Below are 22034 nucleotides of genomic sequence, written 5' to 3' on the forward strand. Positions count from 1 at the left end.
TATTATTTTAATGAAATGTATTACTCAATATTATTAAAATCATCCTCAAACGGATTAAATTCTTGTACAGCCATAGCATCTTGGAAGTTTTCGATAACAACTTCATCTGTTGTATTAGTGCTATCAAATGTACGAACTGGTAAAACGATTTCAAGGCAATCTGGATTACCATCTAATAATCGTAATTTAAACGGTCTTAATGCTTCAAGAAATTCAAAATGAACATAATCATCAGCGCCGTACTTAGATAATGCATCTTGAAGATATCGTACGTTTACGCATAATTCTATATCAGGGCCTTCTCCTTTTAGTGTTGTAATATCTTCTTGAAATGCACCAATTTGATTTTCAAGAGTAGAAATACGACATTGATTTAATTCAGGCTTAATTTTAATGCGAATAGGTTTATCTTCATTCATTACTGTAGCTCTTGTAAGCATTTCTTTTAATGGACCAGCAATAAAAGTTACACCAATATTGGCTTCTTTAAAAATAAGGCGCTCTGTTGCTGGGTAGTTGCCATCGAGTAGACGTGTTGAAAGACGCACATCAAAAAATTCATAGATTAATTGTGAATCCGATAAATGTAAAAGCACTTCACCAGAATAAGCATCTAAGTGTTTCTTCACTTCCTTTAAAACTGAAGCTGGAACAACTGCATTAAAATCAGGTAAATTTTCTTCATCCATCTCATGAACATATTGAGCTAAACGATGAGAGTCTGTCGCTACGCATTTGAAATTATTATCAAGAATTTTATGTTCTACACCAGTTAAAATTGGACGTGTCTCACTAGCAGAAGCAGCATACATCGTTTTATTATACATGGTGCTTAAAATATCACTATGTAACGAAATAGATACAGATGTAGCCGGATCAATATCAGGCATAGCTGGGAACTCATCACCACTTACGCCATTAATACTAAACTTAGGTCGCCCAGACTTAATAACTGCTTTATATTCTTCAATTTTAATTGCAGTATCCTTATGTTGTAGCTTTTTAACGATATCCACAAATTTTGCTCCAGGGAAGCAAACTGAACCACCATTTCCAGCTGTAATTTTAAAGTTAGATTGATCTTCATTTTGTTTAATAGTAGCTTCTTCAATATAGTCTCCATTCACTCCACGGAATGTTAATAAATCAGGCTGAATATCAATGTAAATATATGTAAAAATCTCAATTGTAGTTCTTTTAGAAATTGCTTTTTCAACTTTTCCTACGGCTGCTTTTAATGAATCTGTTTGTATTGCCAAAGTCAGTGTTGTTTTTAGTTCTTGTTCAATTTGTTCATCAATTTGATTGATATTGACTTCATCTTGAGTAGCTGTTGTCATATGAATTCCTCCTTAGTTATACAAAAACATCCCCCGGAGGGGGGGTGTAATACATTACAATAATAACAGGTTTTGTTTGAATAACTCAAGAATAATCTACTTATTCCCTATTTGAATAAGAGGCTTCTTCTCTTTTAAGCAAATTCTCTCTTTTTCTTCTATATACTCTTTCGCACTATCCAGACCTCTTTTATCAGCTGGTTTTTCCCACCACTGATGTAAAATACTTTTCTTCACAGTATCATAAATTAAAACGAGATGTTGATAGTGATAGAGACAGATATAATGAGTCCTATGTTCTTCGTTCCACTGTAAATAAGCTTTCCACTTTTTACTCTCTAATGGAGGTAATCCTTTTAACGCACGATCTATACAATCAGATATTTGCTTCATAACCATTACGCTGCCACCACATAGATGTCAAGATACTGACAAATTCCTTCATGTTGTTCTAGCATTGTACCTTCCAAATCAATAGAATTATTTGCTAAACCTTCGAGTTCTTCATCACTTAGATGGTCGTAATTATCACTATGTAAGTAAATAAGTAATGGATTTACATTATCCTCTTCAGTAGTTTGTTCGAGCATAATAATAAGACCAACTTTATCTTCTAGCATTTCTTCTACTTTTTCACGTATTGTTTCTTCATTGTTTTCCATGATTAGTGCATTTGTTGCCTTGTTAAATAATTTATATTTTTGGTCCATCTGATCCATCTCCTAGTAATTTAGATTATTGATCTCTTGTAAATAAATATATCTTGCTGCTAATTCTTCTGCTTCAGACTCAGCTTCAGCAACTAACTCTTCTTTATATTTCCAATAATAATGAAGAGGAATATCAGTATAAAGTTTATAATCTACATCTCCATCCCCTTCATAACCACAATCAGGTGACCAAGAATTAAAACACGCATGTTCAATTAGCAAACGATAAATGCCAGTAGGTAATTCTTTTAATTCATCAGGACAATTATAGTCTTCGAAAAATTCCCAAGTGACTTCATCGAATGCATCACAAACTTGCTTTGTAAAATATTTATCACCAAGTTTAATTGTCTCAATATAGCGAGCTGGTTCCCCGAATTCTTTAAAATCACCATTTATATCAAAAGTATAGGATGTCCCTTTTCTTTCAGGAGCATATATGCCCTCACCATCTTTAATGTAAGAAGTATATTCATCTTCAGTTTTACCTATCTTCATTTCTATTAAATGGCAAGGTGTAGCAGTAATATTCTCCCACGTTTTAATTTCACCATTCTGAATAAGGATCAATATCATACTTTGACAGTTACAACCACGAGTAGTAGTCCCTAGTTTTTCCGCTACCATCCTATTGCAATCAGGCTTATTTGATATTGGTTTTGGTTTAGGTAAATTTAAAAATTGTAAATCTGTCATTGTATGATTCTCCTTATTCTCTTTATTTGTTATTTTATAGTTTTAATTAATCGCAATCATAGTGACTATAAGATTTCATAATATGTGCAACTTGATGAGCGTATGATTCATCTACATTAATTACAAGATACTGATTATGTGCCTGCCTTCCAGAAGCTTCACGTCCTTCTGCAATTGTATCTAACATTCCAGCTAACACTTTTTGTTCATTAGTAGATAAAAATTCAACTAAATCACTAGATTTAATAACAGTAAATTTATTATTATGAGCAAATTTATCTAGTTCTAGAATATCGTCATTCTTGCCAGTTAGCTTAGCAATAGTTTCATCACGCTCTTTTATGTCATGAAGAAGATTTTCGATATTTGATTTCAGATTTTGTATATCTTCTTCTTTTTCGTTATTATCGTCTTGTTCTTCAGCTAATTTTGTTTTTAAATCTTTTATTTGGTCTGTAGCTTTTTCGATGTCGTCGCTAAGTTGAGAAATTAATTCATCCTTATGTTTGTTTTCTGCATAAACTTGATCTAATTCTAAAGATACATTTAGTAATACTTCAGTTTGTTTATGCATTGCCTCAGTATGTTCAATAATAGCTTCTAGTGTGTCTGGTGTAATTTTTTTCATCATTATAAACGCCCCTTTTAATATAATAGTTGATAAATTGGAGGATTGTAGGGATTAGCGATCTCTTCCCCAAGCTCCCATACTTCAAAGCTTTGTGTCATCTTATTTGTATAAACTACATGTATAGAAGGTGTAGCCCAATCACTTGATAGATGTGCTTCCATTTCATGTGGATCTACATAACTATCTTCTTTTGTGTAAATTGTAGCTGAAGTAGAATACCATTCTTCAGCTAATCCGGCTGAAACAGATTCAATTTCATTCTTATTTTCCTCTATAAATTGAAATACAGCCTTCCAATCAATACATCTATTTCCTTGCTCATATGGCTTTTGACGCCCACAATCAACGAAAATAAAATCATGAAAAATAATAGTCTCTCTCATGTTTCATTACCTCCAATAAATGCATTAGAACTCTTATAAAGCAAAGAGGTCTAATGCTTGTTGTCCTTCAATAACTTGTTTATTTTTACTAACACCTTTATTGTATTCTCGAATGTTATCAACCTGTTTTAGAACATTATCAAACATATCAAGATAGTCAGAGACTGTTTCTTTTGTACGTCGAACATCTTCGCTTGTTGCTCGGCCAGCTTTCTCTTCTTCTTCAACATGAGTAATAAGCCCCTGCGCAATTTTACGTACTGTCTCCATTCCACCTTCAATTGGATTCATTACATAGCCATCGTAATCCTGGAATTCAACAGACTGCATCTCTTCGAAAGATTGATTCTTACGAGCAAATATATCATGAACAGTATCAAGCTCTTCTAATACATCATCTTGCATTAATTGTTTTGCTAATGCATTCATACCATCACCGCTATCAGCCATTGCACGTAAGCCTTCTTCTGAAAACTTACCTTGCATAGCGAGAGCAGCATCAATCTTACGAGCAATCAGATTTAATGCTTTTTCTTGAATTGTCCCACGATAAACATACGTAAATACTTTTACGTTTTTCGTTTGTTTTAATCTCCATGATCTTCGAGATGCTTGCATATAGTCATAAGTACTATAATCTAATTGGAAGAAATGAATGTTAGGGAATGCGAGCAAATCCAAACCTACTTTTACTAGACGAGGGTTTGTAATTAATACATCCCAATCATGTTTTTCCATCATGTCATGTAGCCAAGCTTCACGAGAGCGAGAGTTCTTCGGCATTTTAATACCATCATAGCTTCTGCCATTACGTAAAATACCTACTTTAAAGCCACGCTTTTTAAATTCATCATATAAGTAAGTATCCATCTGATTCCAAGCTTCTGTTCCTGTATATTTCACATAAACAAGATTCTTTCTGCCATGCACATATACTTCTTCATCAACGGTATTGATAAGTTGTTGTAACTTAGCTGGCATGAATTCATTTGTATCAAAATTACGTGGTTCGCCTAATACGAACTGCTTACCTTCTGAGTTATATGTTGAAATTTCAGGAACATTGAATGGAGCATCAGCGTACTGATACATAGCATTCATAAATGTAGAGACACTAGCCATGCCTTTTAAATCGTCTTCACTTCTAATTGCAGTAAGCATATCTTTAGCAAGTGAATTATAAGCTAACGCATGCTCTTCTGACATATCTACAACCACAGGAATTTCTTCATATGGAGGTAATGCATAACCCATATCATTTAGTTCTAAAAATGCACAATTGGCCATTAAATGAATTGGGAATAAATGAGGAGAAATACCAGGCTTTTGCAGTGTATTTTTCTTCAATCTACCTTCAATACTTCTCGTGTTAAATTCAGAAATACCATATCGTTTATTAAAGACTGTTTCGTCATAATAAGTGATACTTTCTTTCAACAATTGTTTTGGATTAAGTCTTGCTAATAAATAGAAGACATCACGAGACATACCACCCATTAATGTACCAGTAAGTAGAATTTGTTTCTCTGTATGATTAATCAATTGACCGAATGCTTGTCCAATTGCGCTATCACCAGATTTATATTCATGAACTTCATCGGCAACTAAATATTTAAAGAAGCCACGAGGTAATCTTTTGTTAATGTACCAAATAGGTGATACTTTTCTATATCCAGAATCTACTGGTAACTTTTCTGGTTGCCATAACACATACCCACATTCCTGTGTTGGTTCCGCTGGTACATATCGTTGTGTTAATGTATCTAAAACCCACTCTTTCACTTCTGATTTTGGCAATGTGCTTGTATCTACATCATTACGACAAACAAGATTCTCTTTTGTCATGTTTTTAACGAATCTTTCAGAGCTTTTGTTAAATCGACCAAAGAAGTTTTCACCTGCTACTTTATCGCCACGTCCTTTTAAAATACCACCACATTTTGGGCAATAAAAACCTGTATCCCCGCATGTTAAAACTTGCCTTGTATCGCCAGACTCTGGGTTTTGAATGTATGTTTTTTCAAATCTAACTTTATATTCAGGTTTCACAACACGTTCTTTTACTCTCTCAGTTGTACCATCTTCATGAAAGACTGTGCGAGAAATGAATTTTGTTTGCTCAGGATCTACTTCATCCACATGATAAAGTGTCATGTCATCTTTCTTTGTTCTCCAATCTTTAATTGGCTCCAGCGGAAATGTAAACTTAGAAAGCTCAGAACTAATGATGTAATACTCCCACTGCTCAGGCTTTTTAAATTTGCGCTTTCCTTTGCTATCAATGAATACATTCGCATCTTCTATCTTCTTCACATCAGTCCAATGATTAATCATATGAGTTTTACAATTAGGAATACGTTCCCTAATTTCCCTTGCCCATTTTTCAACCATAATACTTGGAGATAAAACAATGACACGCTGCGGCTTAGGATTATGTTCTACATTTTGAATGGCAGCTTCAGTAATATAAGGAATAATCGCTCCTTGCACTGTTTTACCTGTACCCATTTCCCCAATTAAAAAGCAAAAGGCTTCTGTTGAAAGAGTATTAACAATCCCCATAATAGTATTGGCTTGAGGTGGATATAAACCTGTTATCCCTTGTTCATTTGCTTGCAAGTTCACATCATAAAAAGCAGGATGATGCTTCTGTTCAGCTGGATCAAAGCATACCTTTACATTCTCTTGGATACGCTGACCTAATTCAGCAGCAAAGTGTGTTAAGTAATCATCAGTAGTTTGGCATTTATCTAATATCGGTTCTACTGTATCATCTTCTTCAACTGCAAACTCTAATTCATAACTTTGAATACCATCTGTAATGATAGATTCTAATTCTTGTTCAGTAACACGTAATAAGCCAGCTTTTAAATCGTAATCTGATCCATAACATTTTACAGATAACGCCTCATATCCACCATTTTCTTCTAAAGCATTAATAATATAATCAGCCCATTCTTCAAGCATTGGCGTATTGTATCTATCATTAAGAACTTCAAAGATTTGTGCTTTATAATCTCCATCCCAAGCTAAGATTAACTCAGCTAATTCTGCTGGCATTTTTCTTGGCTCGTTGCCATCCGCAATGCGCTTCTCTTCGTCTTTGAACCATTCTTTACGAACCTTCAAATCAAGTTTTGCATTCTTTGAGATTAATAATGTATGTGTTAAATCATCGGATTTACCAGAATACTCATCATAGCAAGCTTTTCTGTCAGCAATAGAATATACAGAATGTTTTTGATGTCCTTGTTCATAGTGAGGTCCTTCAGCACGGCGGATTTGACCAACCTTCCCCTCTTGCATTAACCAAGCTACCTGTTTTACTTTTGAGTCTTGCCCAATAATATTAGCTAAATGAATTGTATTATGATTATCCACGACTAATAAATCGCAATAAGCAATATTTGAATTTGTGTTTCTATGATACATTTCTAATGCATAGATTTCATTACTTTTAAAGTCTGACATTACATGCTACCTCCTTACATTATCTTTCGAAATTCACCGTTACTATCAAGCAATTTAACTCCAATATTATAAAATTCACGTTCTACAATTTTTGATGTACCGTCTTCTTCAACTTCTGAAAACTCATGAATATCTTTGATTGCACTTCCTTTAACTAAATGCTGATTTACTCCTTTGCCAATGTAGCCATTTAGTAAACCACTAGTTAAAAGTAACATGATGTGTCCTTTATGAAGTGGTGTTGGGGCAACTGGATTCTTCATATTTGTCGTCTGAGAATAAGTCTCTTGATAAGTAGAAAGAACCTTCGATTTATTAATAGCCTCTAATGCTTCTTTTGCTGTTACAGGTCCAACACGGAATGAATTGATTTCCTCTGCTTCACTTATAGGAACCTCATACAATGGAGTGCTTTGAAAATCTAATACGCTGTACATGGCATCCACTTGCGCTAAGAGTTCCTGTTGTAATCTTCTATCTTCATCGGTAGCAGTTACCTCACGAACATGTCCAAATGTTCTAAATGGCTTTTCTTTCGTTCGAGATAATAATCTACCTAATTCATATTGTTCTCGTGTAGCTTTTCTTCTCTTTTTAGCAAGCACAATGCACTTTCTATAATCAGGATATTCTTCATCATCTAGTCTTATAATTCTAATATCCTCATACTGATTTACTAATTTAAAAGTGATTGTATCGTCTATGAATTCTTTTGGTGTAATGAATACTAAAATACCACCTGGACGTAAATATGTAGTTGCACGTTGTAAAAGAAACGTATCATATCTCATATTGGCCATAGCTTTTTGTTGTTGCTTCATAGCCATTCTCCAAGTCTTAATGCGGTTCTCTAGTTCTTTACGAATTTTAAGTTCTATTTTTGCTTCTTTTTCTTGTTCAGATTCACTATTTGCAGACTCAGCATTTCTATTGTGTTCATCTAACTTACCGAAATCTATTTGGTTCTTTAATTGATTCTGAAGCCTGTTTTTTTCTTCTTCTTGTCTTCTAACATAAGCTCGAGCATCAGCTTCAAAATCTGGCATATTATAAGGATCAACTTGTTCAAAAATCTCATTAACTAATCTACGATCTATATTTGGATTTACCACCATAAGTGAGAAAACATCATTTGTGATTTTTGCTTCGCTTTTATAATCTGAGCAAATTGCCCTTTCAAAGCCATATTCATTCTTCATTGTATCGCAACCATAATAGTCAGAAGATACACCATATAATTTTCGATTATCTCTAACTGCAGATGTTAATTGATGCAGAAATTGTCCATTAAATGCTTTCCAATCCATCGCAGTGAAGCTTGCTCCTTCAGGAAACTTTAAATAACTTCTTAATATTCTTGTTGTATATTCAGATAAAGGTTCATTGATTTTAAGGGTATCCATCTCTTCTCTCTCCTTCTATTAAGCATAAACAATATATTCTACTAAATCTTCATTTACTTCATTAATAACTTCATAAGGAAGCCCGTTTTGTAGATATCCAGATACTGACCCCATTTTAGGACCGTGATATGTTTTAACGTCTTTCCATTTCTCATGTTTTTCATCCATAGGAATACATTCAGTAATTAGAAAAGGACAAGGTGAGCTCAATTGGAATGTATTTCTATACAAATGATCCTTCCCTTGTGTGCCAAAGCGAACTAGCACTCGATACCATTTATTATCGTGTTTGATACGTTTATTAAGCATAGTAAACTTTAGATTCGTCCTAGAATCTGTATACCAGCCATTCCTCTTTAGCTTGTGAAAAGTTTGAGTATCTATATTATTTAAATCAACTGGATGTCTATTAGCATTATATAAAGTAACAAGTTCCATAATAAAATTCACCCTCCTGTGTAATGCACTACAATTATAGCATGATTATTAAAGGCAAATAAAAAAATCTGCAAGTATTTTGCAGATTCTTCTATTTGCCTTTAAATTCCTTCATTTTTCTCCAGATATCTTCTCGGAATTCTGCATAAGATTCATAGCCAACTGGCTCAATTCCTAAGTCATAGAAAAATGTATCTAAGCATATTTCTATCAGATCCGACTTTGTAATAGAGCAACCACCATTAAATTGATTTTCAGTAGTAAAGCTTTTTGCCCATTGATGTACTTCCTTATTCGCACAATCAAAGCTTGTTTGTAATCTTTTGCTTCCATAAGAACCATTTACAATTCCTTCTTCACGAGCAAATAAAGCCACTTTTTTAGGGATTTTTCTTCCTTCTACTACTATATGTTTTTTAGGTCTAAAAACAACTTGTGCTTCATAGTCCTCTAAGGCATCACTCATTTGTTTTTTCATATCTAAGGCATCATTCATTAAAGTTTCTTCAGTTGTTGTTGCAGCAATTTCTTCCTGCACTTGTTGTTGAACCTGTTGTTGAACAATTTTTGTCGGTGCCTTATCAATCTTAACCGGTGGTACCGTGTTAACTGTATTTTTCTGTCTATGTATATTTCTCATTCTATCTTTTGCGCTACTCATAAAATAACCTCCTATCAATCTTTCCGTAGGTTTATTATACATAAAAATATGATAGAAGGCAATTTTCATAAGAAATACTTTTTATGAATCTATTTATATATATTTTTTATCGCCCAGTCCCCATATTCGGTGTTGGGACAGGTGCCGGCTGCCCCATCGGAACAGATCCACCTGATATAGAATTTAAAGAAGTTACTAAAGTATTTAACTGATCAATAGATAAGTTATTAAGGTGAGTAAACTGACCTACAGATTGTTGGACAATATTATTAATGTAATTTACATTATGACCTTGTGCCATTAATTGCGTATACAGTGCATTAACTTGGTTTTCAAGCTGTACTCTCTCTTGTTGAACTTCTTGCATATGCTGAACTTTCTTCATCTCTTCTTGTGATGCTGATCCAGAGTGATATCCCATATTATCTAATGCACGTCCAATTGCAGATTCTTCAGCATTTTCTACCCAAGCATTTTTATCAGCGCCTTTTCCACCAGCAATAGAAAGTGAATATCCTACGCCATCTGCTTTTGCAGCAATCCCAATTGAAGCCATGACCATACCTGCATTTTGTGGTGTTGTCGTAGCAGCTAATTGTGTCATCTTCTCTATTGTCTCAATTTGCAGAGAATCAAATGTCTTTTTATCTTTCCAAATTAGCGCTCCTATTAATACATAGTTATTAGCATAATTAATATCAGATAAAGGTAACGGATAGATAATTGAATCGGGATGGTCATTACGTAAACGAGTTTTACGAGACTTTACAGTTTCATAGTTATTTAAATCAAAATTATTATAGTTTCCACCTTTATTATTATTGTAAGCCATATTTATTCCACCTTTTCGTTTTCTTGAGACAAGTATTCTTCATATTTAAACACGCAAGTAGGCTCAATTGAATTATTGGAAGAAATCTTAAATAACAAAACATCATCCTCTTCTGGATCAAAATCTTTTGAAGCGTTTTGGATAACTTGCTCTTTAGCTTCTTCAAAATTTGCACCATGATTAACAATATCAATACTTGCTCCATAAATATAAACAGCCATATACATGTAATCGTGTTGAACTAAATTTAACTTAATTGAATTAAGTAAAGATTCCACTTCATTGCGCTTATTAATAGAATCTTCATCTTTAAATAATTCTAAAAAACTAATAAATTCATTAGCAATATAAACTAGACTGTTAATACTTTCTTTTGAGTGTATCTCTTTAGTTGAAGAGATAGGTAAATTATGTGTTGTCATTAAGAGACAGCTCCTTTTGATTGATACATATTTATTTTTAGTCGCAACGATTCATAAGATACAGTAAATAAATCAGCATACTGCCTAATTAATATGTCTTGTTGCACCGGATCCTGTTCATCTACTAAAAGAGAAATCACTTTATCGATTCTATGATCTTGAATTTCGCCAATACGAGAATAATGATATAACATCTCTTCCTGGTTTTCTCTATAGATTCTTTCAACTCTCCATTGTGTAAGTGTTCGTGTTTTCTTTTGTATAAACTTAGATAAAGAATCATCTAATACAGGATATGACTGACATAATGTATCAGGGTCATGCCCTTCAGGAAGCGGACAAACTTCAACTATTAACCCATGTTTCATACAAACTAATGCATCTCTTTCCATTGCTTTAAATCCAGCTTCATCACCATCTCTCATAAGGAGCACACGCTTCGCTCCAGCACGTTTAAGCATTAATACTTGCTGGTCACTTAAAGACGTTCCTAGAGACGCTACAGTGTTTCTAATGCCATACTTATGCATTTGAATTACATCAGTAAAACCTTCAACTAAAGTAGCAGACTTCCATTGATTAATATAAGACTTGGCATGAGCAATACCATATAAGTATGCATTGCGATCAAATTCAGGAAACGGATGATTTTGAATATAAGACTTCTCTACAAATTTTTCTGTAAGTGGATAACGATGGTCATATTTAGGTGTAATGCGTTTCTCTTCTGCTTTTTGTTTTTTATTCAATTCAGCTAATACATCTGAACCAAATGGAACTCGACCTGTAAATGAAACGATATTACCTTGATAATCGTGAATTGCAAAAGTTATTTTAGCCTTTGTATTCACAAATTCAACCTCTTCCGCATCTCCAAAACCAATTTGCCAAACTTGAATATCCATATCATCAATCCCACGATTACGTAAATATTTATAAGCATCAATATTTTTTAAAAGATTTTGAGTAAATCTATTTTGAGTATCTAAGCATTTAGAATGCCACCATTGATGCTGATTAATCTTATACTGCTGTTTTGAATCTAGAACTGGTAGAGATACATTTAAAAACTTGGCCAACCATTCTATACTTTGTGTCATATTATGATTATAATACCCTTTTAAAAAACCATAAACATCAGAAGCAGTTGCTGTGCTATGATATCTACTTCCAGCTCCGCAACCTAAACATGACCATGTGTTTGTGTCAGGTTTAATCATTAAGCTTGGTTTATCATCTTTATGAAAAGGACAGTATGTAACATAGTTTACTCCAGACTGTTGCACATTACCAACGATTGAATTGATGACTTCGTGCATCGGTGCAGTTTCTTTTAGATATTCTTTGAAGTCATCTGGATATCTTGTCATTTTGCATATCCTCCTTAGTTTTACAATATATTTCTATATACAGCTCCCGGAGGGAGAAAGATTATTTAGAACATTAAAAGCTATTAAAGAGCCTGAGAAGTTTACTCAAAGCTCTTTAATAATTATTTTTCTAAGCGTAAAGTGTATTTAACTAAATCATTAACTTCTTTAGATATTTTGTTTCTGAAAGGAATCCTTCCTAGTGCTAATGCATGGTTTTGTTGATTCACATAATTATCTAATGTATCAAAAATCATTTGTTGCATAAAACGTACTCTATTTGGATCTATTTCATATTTTTCTACAGTCTGTTGAGATTGTTTCCTAGCTTCTTCTAGTTCTTTTTGAAGCTTTTCAACTTCGCTATTCAACCTATTACGATCATCGATTAAGTGTTGAATAAGTTGCTTATTATTAACTGTAGTTAGCTGTTCAGATAAATCTTTTAAATAAACCATATTCTGTTGAATAGTTTCATTCATTACAGATAAGATTTCTTTATCTTGATGACTTAATAGCTCTTCAGCGTTATGAATTTGATTTGTTTTATCTAAAAATTTCTCTATTTTTTGATCTAGTGTTAATTCTTTTATTTCAAAGTTAGCTGCATCTACTGTATGTGCTGGAGTGGATTCTTTAACTTCAGAAACCTCAATTTCTTCAACTTCTTCAGGTTCTTTTACTTTTTTCGGTTCTTCTACTTCTTCAGTTTGAACCGGTGTAAAGACACTAGTTAGATACTCTCCAGGATTATTAGCAATCAATTCATCTTCTTGTTGTTCAATTGTTTTATTTTCTTGCACTGCATCTTTCGGTTCTTCTTTAGATTCAGCTGCTTCATTATTTTTAGACTTAGTTTCCTTTTTGTACTGTTCTATGAAATTATTAAATTTTTCTTGAGATTCTTTAGATTGAAATGGAATATGAACATCTGCTTTAGTATCATCCTTACTTTCAATCACAGTAGCATCTGAAGGCAATTTAAATATTTTTTTATTATACTTTCCTCTTTTATCTAAAAGAATAAGTGCACCATTCTTAACTAAAACATTTAAATGATAATCCATAGTTGGACCTTGTACACCAAACTTATCAGCTAAATTAGAAGAAGATATTTCAGCCTCTCCATTAGGAGACAACTCTATCTCTTTAGCGACTTCTTTATAAACATCATCACGATTCACTTTATTTTGCAACGGCCTTGCCATATAAAACATCTCCTTTAAGAAAAAAGTTCCTTACACTCATAATAATCTGTATATGTAAAAGAATGCAAGAAACTCTTTGGAAAACAAGAAATTATAGAGTAAGCATGTGACTTTCAACAATTTCTTGCGGTATTTCCTCAAGGAACCGTGAAGGTTTATGTATTCTAGTTTTTCCATCCTGTTGTGATCGTTGTTCAGCAAATGTAATGTGTAACTCTTTTTCTGCACGAGTGATTCCTACATAAGCTAATCTGCGTTCTTCTTCTAAATCTTTTTCATTCTGACTTCTCCAAGAAGGAAATACGCCTTCATTCCATCCTACTAAGAATACAATAGGGAATTCTAGTCCTTTTGAAGCATGCATTGTCATAAGTTTAACGGAATCAATCTCATTCTTTTTACCTGTATCAGTAACCAATGAAATCTCTTGCAAGAAATCTTCTAATGTTTTTTCAGGATTTTCCGTTTGATACTTATCAATTAAAATAAGGAATTCTTTTAGATTATCTACTTTTTCTTCAGCTTTTTTATCGGCTTCATAATGTCTCCATAAGCCAGATTGCTCAAGAATGTATTTCACATACGTAGTTAATAGCAAGCCAGATTCAGCTTTCTTTTCAAAGTGATCTAATAAGTCGAAGAAATCTCTTACTTTCCCTGCTGATCGTTTGTTCATCGTTGGAATATCTCCAGCGTTTTTAAGTGCACGATGAATACTTACGTTATGTTCATTTGCGTATTCTTCTACTTTGTCTTGAGTTGTTTTTCCAATACCTCTAGTAGGCTTATTAATAATCCTAAGCATAGCTGTGTCATCTTTGCGATTAGCGATAACCCGTAAATAAGCCACAATATCTTTGATTTCTTCCCTGTCATAGAAACTCGTACCTCCTAAAATTGTATATGGAATAAATTGATTTCTAAAGAAGTCTTCAATTATGCGGGATTGGGCATTACCTCTATATAAAATAGCGCAATCTTCCCATTTACACTCTCCCGCTAAAACCTTTTTCTTAATAACCGCAGCAATATAAGCTGACTCCTGATATTCAGTAGCCGATCCGACAATGCGAATAGGTTCACCATCTTGCTTATCTGTGATTAAAGTTTTTTCTTTTTGATGCTTATTAAATTTAATAATTTCATTACCAGCATGAACAACATTACCAACAGAGCGATAATTCTTTTCTAATTTAATAATGGCTGCATGAGGGAATTGATTTTCGAAGTTCAAGATAATACTGATATCAGAACCACGGAATCCGTAAATGGATTGTGCATCATCTCCAACAGTAAATAAGTTATAATGTGGCGCTGCTAACAGTAGTAACAACTGAAATTGAGCATAGTTAGCATCTTGATATTCGTCAGACATTACAAAATGAAATTTACTTTGCCAATAGTTGCGAGCTTCTTCAAAATCTCTAAGAATAACCACAGTGTTCATGATAAGGTCATTGAAATCCATTGCATTCATTTGCTTCATATGAAATTGATACTTTTCATATACTTGAGCCATAACCTGTTGGTCCGTAGTCTCTGCAACATGATATAAGCAGTATTCTGGATCCCATAAGTTATTCTTCGCTTGGTCAATGTAATGCAGTGCAAAGCCAGGTTTATATGTATCTTGAATATTCATTTGTTTATAGACACGTTCAATAACTTGCAAGCAATCTCCAGTATCATAAATGATAAACTTGCAGCGTTTACTATTCTCATCTTGATCATAACCTAATAAATGACCATGCTTACGGAGAATTCTTACACATAAGCTATGGAACGTTCCCATCCAAATGTGTTTCATAGGCTCTTCTCCAACTACTTTCTGTAGACGTGCTTGCATCTCTTTAGCTGCTTTATTTGTAAATGTAGCACAGAAAATGTTGCCAGGATTCACTCCTTGACTGAGCATATTCGCAATGCGTACTGTTAGTGTTTTTGTCTTCCCACTTCCAGCTCCAGCTAAAATTAAAACAGGGCCATAAATGGTTTTTGCCGCCTCACGTTGTTGTTCATTTAATTCATTTAACATATTCGCCATTTCAAATGCATTTAAATTAGTTTGTTCTGCTACTGCTGTTGTCATGTCCTCCAAAACATCCTTTCTTACTCGTAATATGTAATAGCAATAGATTTCAATTCATTTTGACTTTCATCATTAAATTTAATCATTTGATACACACCGCTTGTGTCTTCTGCTATTTGTTCCACTTGTTTAGAATAGCCGCCTTGTCCGACGATAATATATTGTTCATTTCCTTTCATAAAACCAAGTGATTTATATCTATCAGGTGCTTCTGCAAAAGGAAATATTTCGATTGGTGCTTGCTGTGTTACTTGTACTTCTTGTGTCATATTGTTTTGTACTCCTAGCCATTAATTTTATTGATTTTGCCACACTTAACGCATGTATCAGTGTGCTCTCGAATAATTCTCTTATAACCAAAACCTTCATACATTGTTCTTGGTGGCATTGCGATTGGATATCCACATTCACAGATTCTTTCGCTGGATGGTGTCTCTATTAGTTTTTTTCTTTTAAACAATCCCATAATAAGCAATATCCTTTTCATCTAGCTCTATTTTTGTTGCATGATCTAAAGAAGATAATAGGCATGAAATATCATCGATTTTCTCTTCAATTTTCTCCTTACGTACTTTTACTATTGTATAAACAGATATAAAGCCTTTATCAGGATGTTCAGGTCTGGAAGTGAAAAATCGGATTAAAGGATGCTTTTGCTCATATTTGCTTAATTTTTTCTTATAAGTTTCATCAGCTTGTTCTAATTCTTCATTGAGCATTTCAACAAGTTCTTTTAAATGATTTATTTTTTTAATAATGTAAGGTTTTACATGACCTACTGATAAGGTAACTTTCATAAATACTCTCCTTCCACTTAATTTTTACAAAATAAAAGAAAGCAGACATTATATTATGCCTGCTTTCTTAATCAAGAAGTGTATTACGCTTCAGCTTTAGCTGTTTCAAATCGTTTTTTAAATGATTTGAGTTCAGTATTTAAAGCGTTCATATTTTGCGTTAATTGAACACCACGAGCTGCATTATTCCATTCACGAATACGAGCTGCACCTTCATACTTCTTTAATAACTCATTAAACACTTTTTCCATTCCTGCTACGTTTGCCATATAATTCACCTCCCTTCAAGAGAGGTGATTCATAACTAGTTTATGATAATCGACGTTTTGCTTTACTAATCAAAGTTGGGTGTACTGCACATAAGAATTCATATAATTCTTCAAATGTTTCTCTGATATCCCATTGGGCTTCATCAGATGTGCGAAGATTAATTAAGTGATATGCTTCCCATAAATTGAAACTAGCTGCAATTGGACGCTTATGTGCATTCAGTACAACATATTCAGCTTCCGATTTATGTAATGCATTTATCATTTTATTATACAGTTCCTCTGATTTGTTAGCAATGTCTTTCAAGATATATTCAAGGCCAAATTTCTTAACTCTTGGAGGAATCTTGATACCAAATTTAATTGTTGGCTTAGCAAATGTAAAATCTGTTTTTCGGTTATGTCGAAGTAATTGATGCCAATTCGCTTCTGAAATTAAGAAAGAAGCTTTATATTGAATTTGTTTGAATGATTCTGGTGGAGTATCAAAGTGTTGCATTTCAAACAGCATATCCTGAATCATTTCTAATTTCTTTTCTTTATCCATTACTTTAACTATGTTATTTGCTGCTACATATGTTAAACTTTCGTTCTCAATAAGTAGATGTGTAATAATTTCATTTATTGCTGTATCTTCATGATCTACAGTATGTAATTTTACGCTAGAGCGACCTGAAGTATTATAATCCGAATCATGAAAATGAGATTGCATTCTCTTTTTATAATTTTGCTGGTATTGAGAAGGTGTTGCATACTTCAATAAAACAGGCAGCACTTTAGTGATTTCTGTTTTTAAGTTGTCTCCAAGGTCATGAACTTCTTTATGGTCAGATATTCCGATTTGTGCAATCGAATCACGCCAAGCACGACCATTTGCAGTCATTCCTAATTGAGTGTACATAGCTAAAGGTAATGCATATCGTCCATCTTCAAAAGCTAATTTTTCTAACTTGGATAATTCACGATCAATCGCTTTTGTATCTCCTTTTGCTTGTAACTCTTTATATTCTTTTGTATTAACAAATTCTTTCTTTAAAGCAGTGTATATCCCATCAACAAGTTGTTCAAATGCATCAAATGAATCATGCATAAACTTCTCAAACTCACGATGCCATGTACTAGGCTTCATATCCCTAGTTGGACCGTTATGACTCACATATTCAGGGAATGGATTATACCATTCATTTCGTTTAGGTTTCTGGTAACGCTGCGAATACTCTGTAATACTTAAAAATGGATTAGATAATTCTAATTCAGCAGAAGCTAATCGAGATGCCTTTTCTATGCCAACGTGAGCTACAGCATGTTCTGCTACAGAACTATGACCATATCCAACAGTCCATTTCTCATGAAAGGCTTTTGCTTTTTCTGTAAGAGCCCCGAAGTGACCAGCAGATGATTCATAGTTAAGTTCTTTTAATGCGGTTTTCAGATGTTCTTTAAAGGACTTAGGTGAACGGGATACCCATGCAAATAAAGTAGCGATAAACTCTTCTGGTAAGCCAGAGATAGCATATACATCTCCTTCTACATTAGTGACGTATTTAGAAATATCAGGCTCATCACTAATAAGTGGCATCATTAATACTACTTTTTCTTCGGAGCTTTCCAGTTTGTCAGTTTTTTCGCTAGTTGCGGGTTTTTGCTTAGTTGCTTTAGTGCTATTTTGCTTGCGAGTCCTAGTTTTGGGATTGGCAGCTTCATGCTCTACACCTGCTTTGATTTCTTTTTCATCTTTTGTTGTCAATATGATTCACTCCCCATCTATTGAATAACATCATTAGAGATGTCATGAGAATATCCAAAATCAATAATTTGAATATCTGGATTGATTTTTAAACGCAAAGATTCATCAAATATTTCTTCAAAATCTTTAAGTTTTTGATCTGCATTTGCAATAGGGCTAATAATTATTTCATTCTCTGGAAGTTCAGGATGCTTTCCAATTGTATAAATAAATTTAGCTTGTTTTTGTTTTGCTTCTGCAACGACATCTTTTAGTTGAGCTAGTTTGCTTTGCATCAAGGGTCCTCCTAATTAATCAAACGTTTGTTTAAATAAGCGATGATGTGTATCGCCATCACCTGAAACTGGGCGAAAAGGTGGTTAAGGGGTGTGCTCTCCTCTCTCGTTTGCATATTTTATACCCAATTTCACGTGATGACGAGCGAAGAAATATATCCTCGCAAGACATCTTTGCCAATATTTTTAAGTTTTGAAGGGGGCGTAGGGATTTCACCTACTTCAATCAGCATTATTAGTTATAGGAGACAATCTGATTTATAAAACTCCCGAATAAACAGAGGGGAGCGAACAAAATATAATTTCATGTTGTTTTGGAGGAACATGACTAACCCCTCTGCTTATTTGGGAGTACCCTTTATTTTTGTTTTGGGGAATAAAGGATGAAAGACCTTAGATTCTGCGCACTTTTTCTGTCAGGGAGGCGTATCACATCTCCACTACCCTTATACATGCCCTCACCCACCGCTTGGCTGTAAATTGGAGAACCCAACATTTAGTTCTCTTCTCTTGGCTTTTTAGGACTGTCAGCTGTCCTGGTTATCGTCCTTCAAGACTACCCAATATCCCATTAACAGTGGATTGGGAGCACCGCATTTATTTTTCCTAGTATGCCTATTAAGCCGTATCTCAGCATTGGATCTGCAGCTCCGCAACCTTACTCACACTCATACGCACCTATGGAGTCAAATAAATATAAACTCGACTTTCTTGGCTCTTTTAAGGGGTGTAACAAAAAGTCTAAAACAGAACACCCTAATCAATAAGAAATAATCTACATTATTCTAAGTAAACATTTCTTATTCATTAGGATGGGCGACTGTATCGCCATCCAGTGATGATATGTATTACATTCCTGTTAAATCATTGAATGCAGAAATATTTGCGCCACCATCATAATACTCTGGTTTCTTTCCTTCATCTGATTTTCTAGAACCAGCTTTTGATAGCGATAACTCTAATTCTTGAGTTACATCAACACATGACTGACCCACTCCATTTACTACTTCCATATTAATAGCTCCACCTGGTTTAACAGTGAATTGCACTTTAGTTTGTTCCATTATTCAACTTCTCCTTTTTCTTTTAAATTTAAGTAATCCATGAACCCATGCTCTTTATTATCAACAATATCTATAAAAAGATTAGGTTCTGCTTGATAAGAATAATAAGCATTTGTTGTATCATTTAAATGCATTACATTATTTTCTTTAGCAATTTCTTCAGGAATTAATATGACACTGTCTTGATCTTTAAGATATTTTTCTAAAATAGTCATATCCTCTGTCGATACAATTTTTACAATTGCCATGCTGATTACCACTCCTTATGCATATTGTGAAATTAGATTTCCCTCTTCATCAGTTAGTACTAAATATGGATTTGATTCAGTTCCATCATTTAATTCTAATGGACGTGTCGTAGCGATTGTTCCATAATGATTAACCATGACAAAAGGTTCTATAGTTGCAGGCTCACACCAACCGCAATCTGCATGACGTATATCATAATAAGATAGATCAGAATTACGTTCTTCTTGAGGAATACGAAGTGAGGTTGCTGTTACAACTGGAACACCTCTTAATTCAAATAATATCGTTTGAGTATTAGGCATGTTCTTCACCCGCCGCTTCTAACTTTGCAATAAGTTCATCAGAAATTAATTCGATTTCTACTTTGGTAATACGCTCTCCCCATCCTTTAACATCTTGAATAGTTCCATAAACGTTATAAGCTCCATCACCTAATCCAGATGTAAATGCAACACCCCAAGGACTATCTATCTTGCCGTATCCTTTAGCGCCCAATGTTTTACGACAAATAGCATCATAAGTTGAAGTAGTTTCAGGAGCAGTTAAGATCATTTCATTAATTTCGTCCGCATATGATTTAATCGTTGTATTTAACACAACAAATCGTGAATTTGTAGCAGTTACAAAGTACGAACCACCATTTTTGATTACAGAATATCCATTTTGCTCTAAATAATCTTTGACTTTCTCTTCGGCTTGTCCCCAAAATTTAATACCTAAAAGCTCACCTTCAAAAGAATGTGTCCAACTATGTTCGATATATGAAGGATCAGAGATAAATAGCTGGCCAGTATCAACACCTACTGTGCCAAGTAATACTCTTTCTGATTTGTTTTCTGTTGTAGTTAATGAATCCATCTTAATTCCTCGCTTTCATTTTATAATTTTGCAAGCTGATAAGAAGCAAGAACTTCTGTAGAGACTCCATATTCATAGGCAGCTTTTTGAATAGCATCCTCTTCTTCAGTTGCTGAATAAATTCCTAAAACAACTTCTTTAGAAGGTAATGAAATCCATCCTTCTCCCCCAGGTTCTCCGTCTGGTCTTGCTAATACTCCAGATGGATCAGTAAACGATTGGCATGTGACAATTAAAAAGTCAGTCATATAAATAACATCTCCTTTTATAGAGCAGGACAGAATCCTGCTCCTAAGTTAGTATAAATGATAATTAAAAGAGCATTGATTAAGCGAATTGTGTTGCAATAATTTCAATTTCACCATTAGCGTTCATCGTAATATCTTCTGCATCTACATTCCAGCGATTTTCTTCACAAACTTCTAAGACTTGATATTTGGAATGAAGCTGAGAAATTTGATCTGTGAATTGCTTTTCAGAGTAAGGCACTTTATACCAGTCAGCTTGAAGTCCAAGTTCACCGTTTTCACGAACCCAACCAAGTGGTAAAACAGTTCCATCTTTTACAACAGCAAGTTCTGCTTGGCGATTCTGACCATACCAATCAGTGATTTGAGTATTTTCTTTGAAACCTAGTCCCATTTCTGCAAGACCTTTCTTAACAAACTCCATATTTGAAACGTTACAAGTATAAACTGCAAAGTGTGACATAATTATTACTTCCTCCTCTTATTATTTAGCTAGATATTTTTTAGCAACTTTTTGTAGTAGTTCTACACGACGTTGCTGTGATGACTGTACTTGATTAAATACGTTTTCAGGCATCTTTTGTGTTTCTTCTTTCGTGTAATTCCTTTCAATCAGATACCTTAGATTTGTAAAGATTCTAGTGCTTTCTTTAGTTAATGGTTGATGTACCACCTCCTTAAAAAGTTCCAAATGTCCTACTGATTGAACAAATTTATCAAAAGCTTGTTCCATTTCGGTAACTTCATCTAAAGCAAATGATACGGCTCTATGAAAGTTTTCTTGTCTAGTGAATTGCTTTTCACTTGGAGAGTATTCATTTAACATTTTTAAAACTTTTTCCCTGACTAGCTGCTTATCATACATTTAGACAC

The 22034-nt window shown here is 33.8% G+C and carries 27 protein-coding genes; all 27 read right to left on the reverse strand.

From position 1 onward, the window contains the following. Nucleotides 1-20 precede the first annotated feature (20 nt). The 27 genes from dnaN to NST86_RS33325 all read right to left on the reverse strand — a co-directional run bounded on the left by dnaN (nt 21) and on the right by NST86_RS33325 (nt 22026). A complete protein-coding gene (dnaN, locus tag NST86_RS33195) occupies nt 21-1340 on the reverse strand; it encodes a DNA polymerase III subunit beta (RefSeq protein WP_340935464.1) in 1320 nt (439 codons plus the stop codon). Between the two features lie 96 nt (nt 1341-1436). Continuing rightward, nucleotides 1437-1739: a hypothetical protein gene (locus tag NST86_RS33200; protein ID WP_340935465.1), complete on the reverse strand. Its 303-nt coding sequence runs from the start codon at nt 1737-1739 to the stop codon at nt 1437-1439. Next, entirely contained in the window at nt 1739-2050 is a 312-nt protein-coding gene (locus NST86_RS33205; protein ID WP_098205320.1) for a hypothetical protein, read from the reverse strand. The genes NST86_RS33200 and NST86_RS33205 overlap by 1 nt, the downstream gene beginning before the upstream one ends. A gap of 12 nt (nt 2051-2062) precedes the next feature. Then, nucleotides 2063-2746, reverse strand: coding sequence for a hypothetical protein (locus NST86_RS33210; protein ID WP_340935467.1), 684 nt, complete (start codon nt 2744-2746; stop codon nt 2063-2065). 46 nt (nt 2747-2792) lie between these two features. Further along, nucleotides 2793-3377 carry a hypothetical protein gene (locus NST86_RS33215; protein ID WP_340935469.1) on the reverse strand — a complete coding sequence of 195 codons (585 nt, stop codon included), beginning with the start codon at nt 3375-3377 and terminating at the stop codon, nt 2793-2795. Nucleotides 3378-3391: 14 nt separating this feature from the next. Beyond that, nucleotides 3392-3760, reverse strand: a complete 369-nt coding sequence (locus NST86_RS33220; RefSeq protein ID WP_340935470.1) for a hypothetical protein — start codon at nt 3758-3760, stop codon at nt 3392-3394. 33 nt (nt 3761-3793) lie between these two features. Further along, entirely contained in the window at nt 3794-7231 is a 3438-nt protein-coding gene (locus NST86_RS33225) for an SNF2-related protein (RefSeq protein WP_340935471.1), read from the reverse strand. Nucleotides 7232-7245: 14 nt separating this feature from the next. Next, entirely contained in the window at nt 7246-8634 is a 1389-nt protein-coding gene (locus NST86_RS33230; protein ID WP_340935473.1) for a hypothetical protein, read from the reverse strand. 18 nt (nt 8635-8652) lie between these two features. Beyond that, entirely contained in the window at nt 8653-9072 is a 420-nt protein-coding gene (locus tag NST86_RS33235) for a hypothetical protein (protein WP_098685586.1), read from the reverse strand. 91 nt (nt 9073-9163) lie between these two features. Next, nucleotides 9164-9733 (reverse strand): hypothetical protein, encoded by a 570-nt coding sequence (locus tag NST86_RS33240; RefSeq protein ID WP_340935475.1) that lies wholly within the window; start codon nt 9731-9733, stop codon nt 9164-9166. A 106-nt stretch (nt 9734-9839) separates the two neighbouring features. Further along, nucleotides 9840-10565 (reverse strand): hypothetical protein, encoded by a 726-nt coding sequence (locus NST86_RS33245; RefSeq protein ID WP_340935476.1) that lies wholly within the window; start codon nt 10563-10565, stop codon nt 9840-9842. A gap of 2 nt (nt 10566-10567) precedes the next feature. Beyond that, entirely contained in the window at nt 10568-10987 is a 420-nt protein-coding gene (locus tag NST86_RS33250) for a hypothetical protein (RefSeq protein WP_340935477.1), read from the reverse strand. Then, on the reverse strand, nt 10987-12357 hold the full coding sequence (locus NST86_RS33255) for a toprim domain-containing protein (RefSeq protein WP_098205330.1): 1371 nt from the start codon (nt 12355-12357) through the stop codon (nt 10987-10989). The genes NST86_RS33250 and NST86_RS33255 overlap by 1 nt, the downstream gene beginning before the upstream one ends. 122 nt (nt 12358-12479) lie before the next feature. Next, nucleotides 12480-13565 (reverse strand): ArsR family transcriptional regulator, encoded by a 1086-nt coding sequence (locus tag NST86_RS33260; RefSeq protein WP_340935479.1) that lies wholly within the window; start codon nt 13563-13565, stop codon nt 12480-12482. Nucleotides 13566-13656: 91 nt separating this feature from the next. Then, nucleotides 13657-15654, reverse strand: a complete 1998-nt coding sequence (locus NST86_RS33265) for an ATP-dependent helicase (protein ID WP_098205332.1) — start codon at nt 15652-15654, stop codon at nt 13657-13659. A gap of 20 nt (nt 15655-15674) precedes the next feature. After that, nucleotides 15675-15923 (reverse strand): hypothetical protein, encoded by a 249-nt coding sequence (locus NST86_RS33270; protein WP_098685592.1) that lies wholly within the window; start codon nt 15921-15923, stop codon nt 15675-15677. Between the two features lie 183 nt (nt 15924-16106). Continuing rightward, nucleotides 16107-16451 (reverse strand): hypothetical protein, encoded by a 345-nt coding sequence (locus tag NST86_RS33275; RefSeq protein WP_340935480.1) that lies wholly within the window; start codon nt 16449-16451, stop codon nt 16107-16109. An 83-nt stretch (nt 16452-16534) separates the two neighbouring features. Then, a complete protein-coding gene (locus NST86_RS33280; RefSeq protein ID WP_098205336.1) occupies nt 16535-16720 on the reverse strand; it encodes a hypothetical protein in 186 nt (61 codons plus the stop codon). A 40-nt stretch (nt 16721-16760) separates the two neighbouring features. Then, nucleotides 16761-18467, reverse strand: a complete 1707-nt coding sequence (locus NST86_RS33285; RefSeq protein WP_340935482.1) for an FAD-dependent thymidylate synthase — start codon at nt 18465-18467, stop codon at nt 16761-16763. A 17-nt stretch (nt 18468-18484) separates the two neighbouring features. Further along, a complete protein-coding gene (locus NST86_RS33290) occupies nt 18485-18742 on the reverse strand; it encodes a hypothetical protein (protein WP_340935483.1) in 258 nt (85 codons plus the stop codon). A gap of 848 nt (nt 18743-19590) precedes the next feature. After that, a complete protein-coding gene (locus NST86_RS33295) occupies nt 19591-19806 on the reverse strand; it encodes a DUF2997 domain-containing protein (protein ID WP_072191901.1) in 216 nt (71 codons plus the stop codon). Next, entirely contained in the window at nt 19806-20054 is a 249-nt protein-coding gene (locus NST86_RS33300; protein ID WP_340935485.1) for a hypothetical protein, read from the reverse strand. The genes NST86_RS33295 and NST86_RS33300 overlap by 1 nt, the downstream gene beginning before the upstream one ends. 15 nt (nt 20055-20069) lie before the next feature. After that, a complete protein-coding gene (locus NST86_RS33305) occupies nt 20070-20357 on the reverse strand; it encodes an LPD28 domain-containing protein (RefSeq protein WP_340935486.1) in 288 nt (95 codons plus the stop codon). Continuing rightward, nucleotides 20350-20913 carry a hypothetical protein gene (locus tag NST86_RS33310; RefSeq protein ID WP_340935488.1) on the reverse strand — a complete coding sequence of 188 codons (564 nt, stop codon included), beginning with the start codon at nt 20911-20913 and terminating at the stop codon, nt 20350-20352. Before NST86_RS33310 ends, NST86_RS33305 begins: the two co-directional genes overlap by 8 nt. A 20-nt stretch (nt 20914-20933) precedes the next feature. Next, nucleotides 20934-21161 carry a hypothetical protein gene (locus NST86_RS33315; RefSeq protein ID WP_098687455.1) on the reverse strand — a complete coding sequence of 76 codons (228 nt, stop codon included), beginning with the start codon at nt 21159-21161 and terminating at the stop codon, nt 20934-20936. A 79-nt stretch (nt 21162-21240) separates the two neighbouring features. Further along, nucleotides 21241-21624 (reverse strand): DUF1257 domain-containing protein, encoded by a 384-nt coding sequence (locus NST86_RS33320; protein ID WP_072191897.1) that lies wholly within the window; start codon nt 21622-21624, stop codon nt 21241-21243. Between the two features lie 21 nt (nt 21625-21645). Further along, nucleotides 21646-22026: a hypothetical protein gene (locus tag NST86_RS33325; RefSeq protein ID WP_340935490.1), complete on the reverse strand. Its 381-nt coding sequence runs from the start codon at nt 22024-22026 to the stop codon at nt 21646-21648. Nucleotides 22027-22034 lie beyond the last annotated feature (8 nt).

The organism is Bacillus sp. FSL L8-0199 (assembly GCF_038005705.1).
In the GTDB taxonomy this organism is placed as follows: domain Bacteria; phylum Bacillota; class Bacilli; order Bacillales; family Bacillaceae_G; genus Bacillus_A; species Bacillus_A cereus.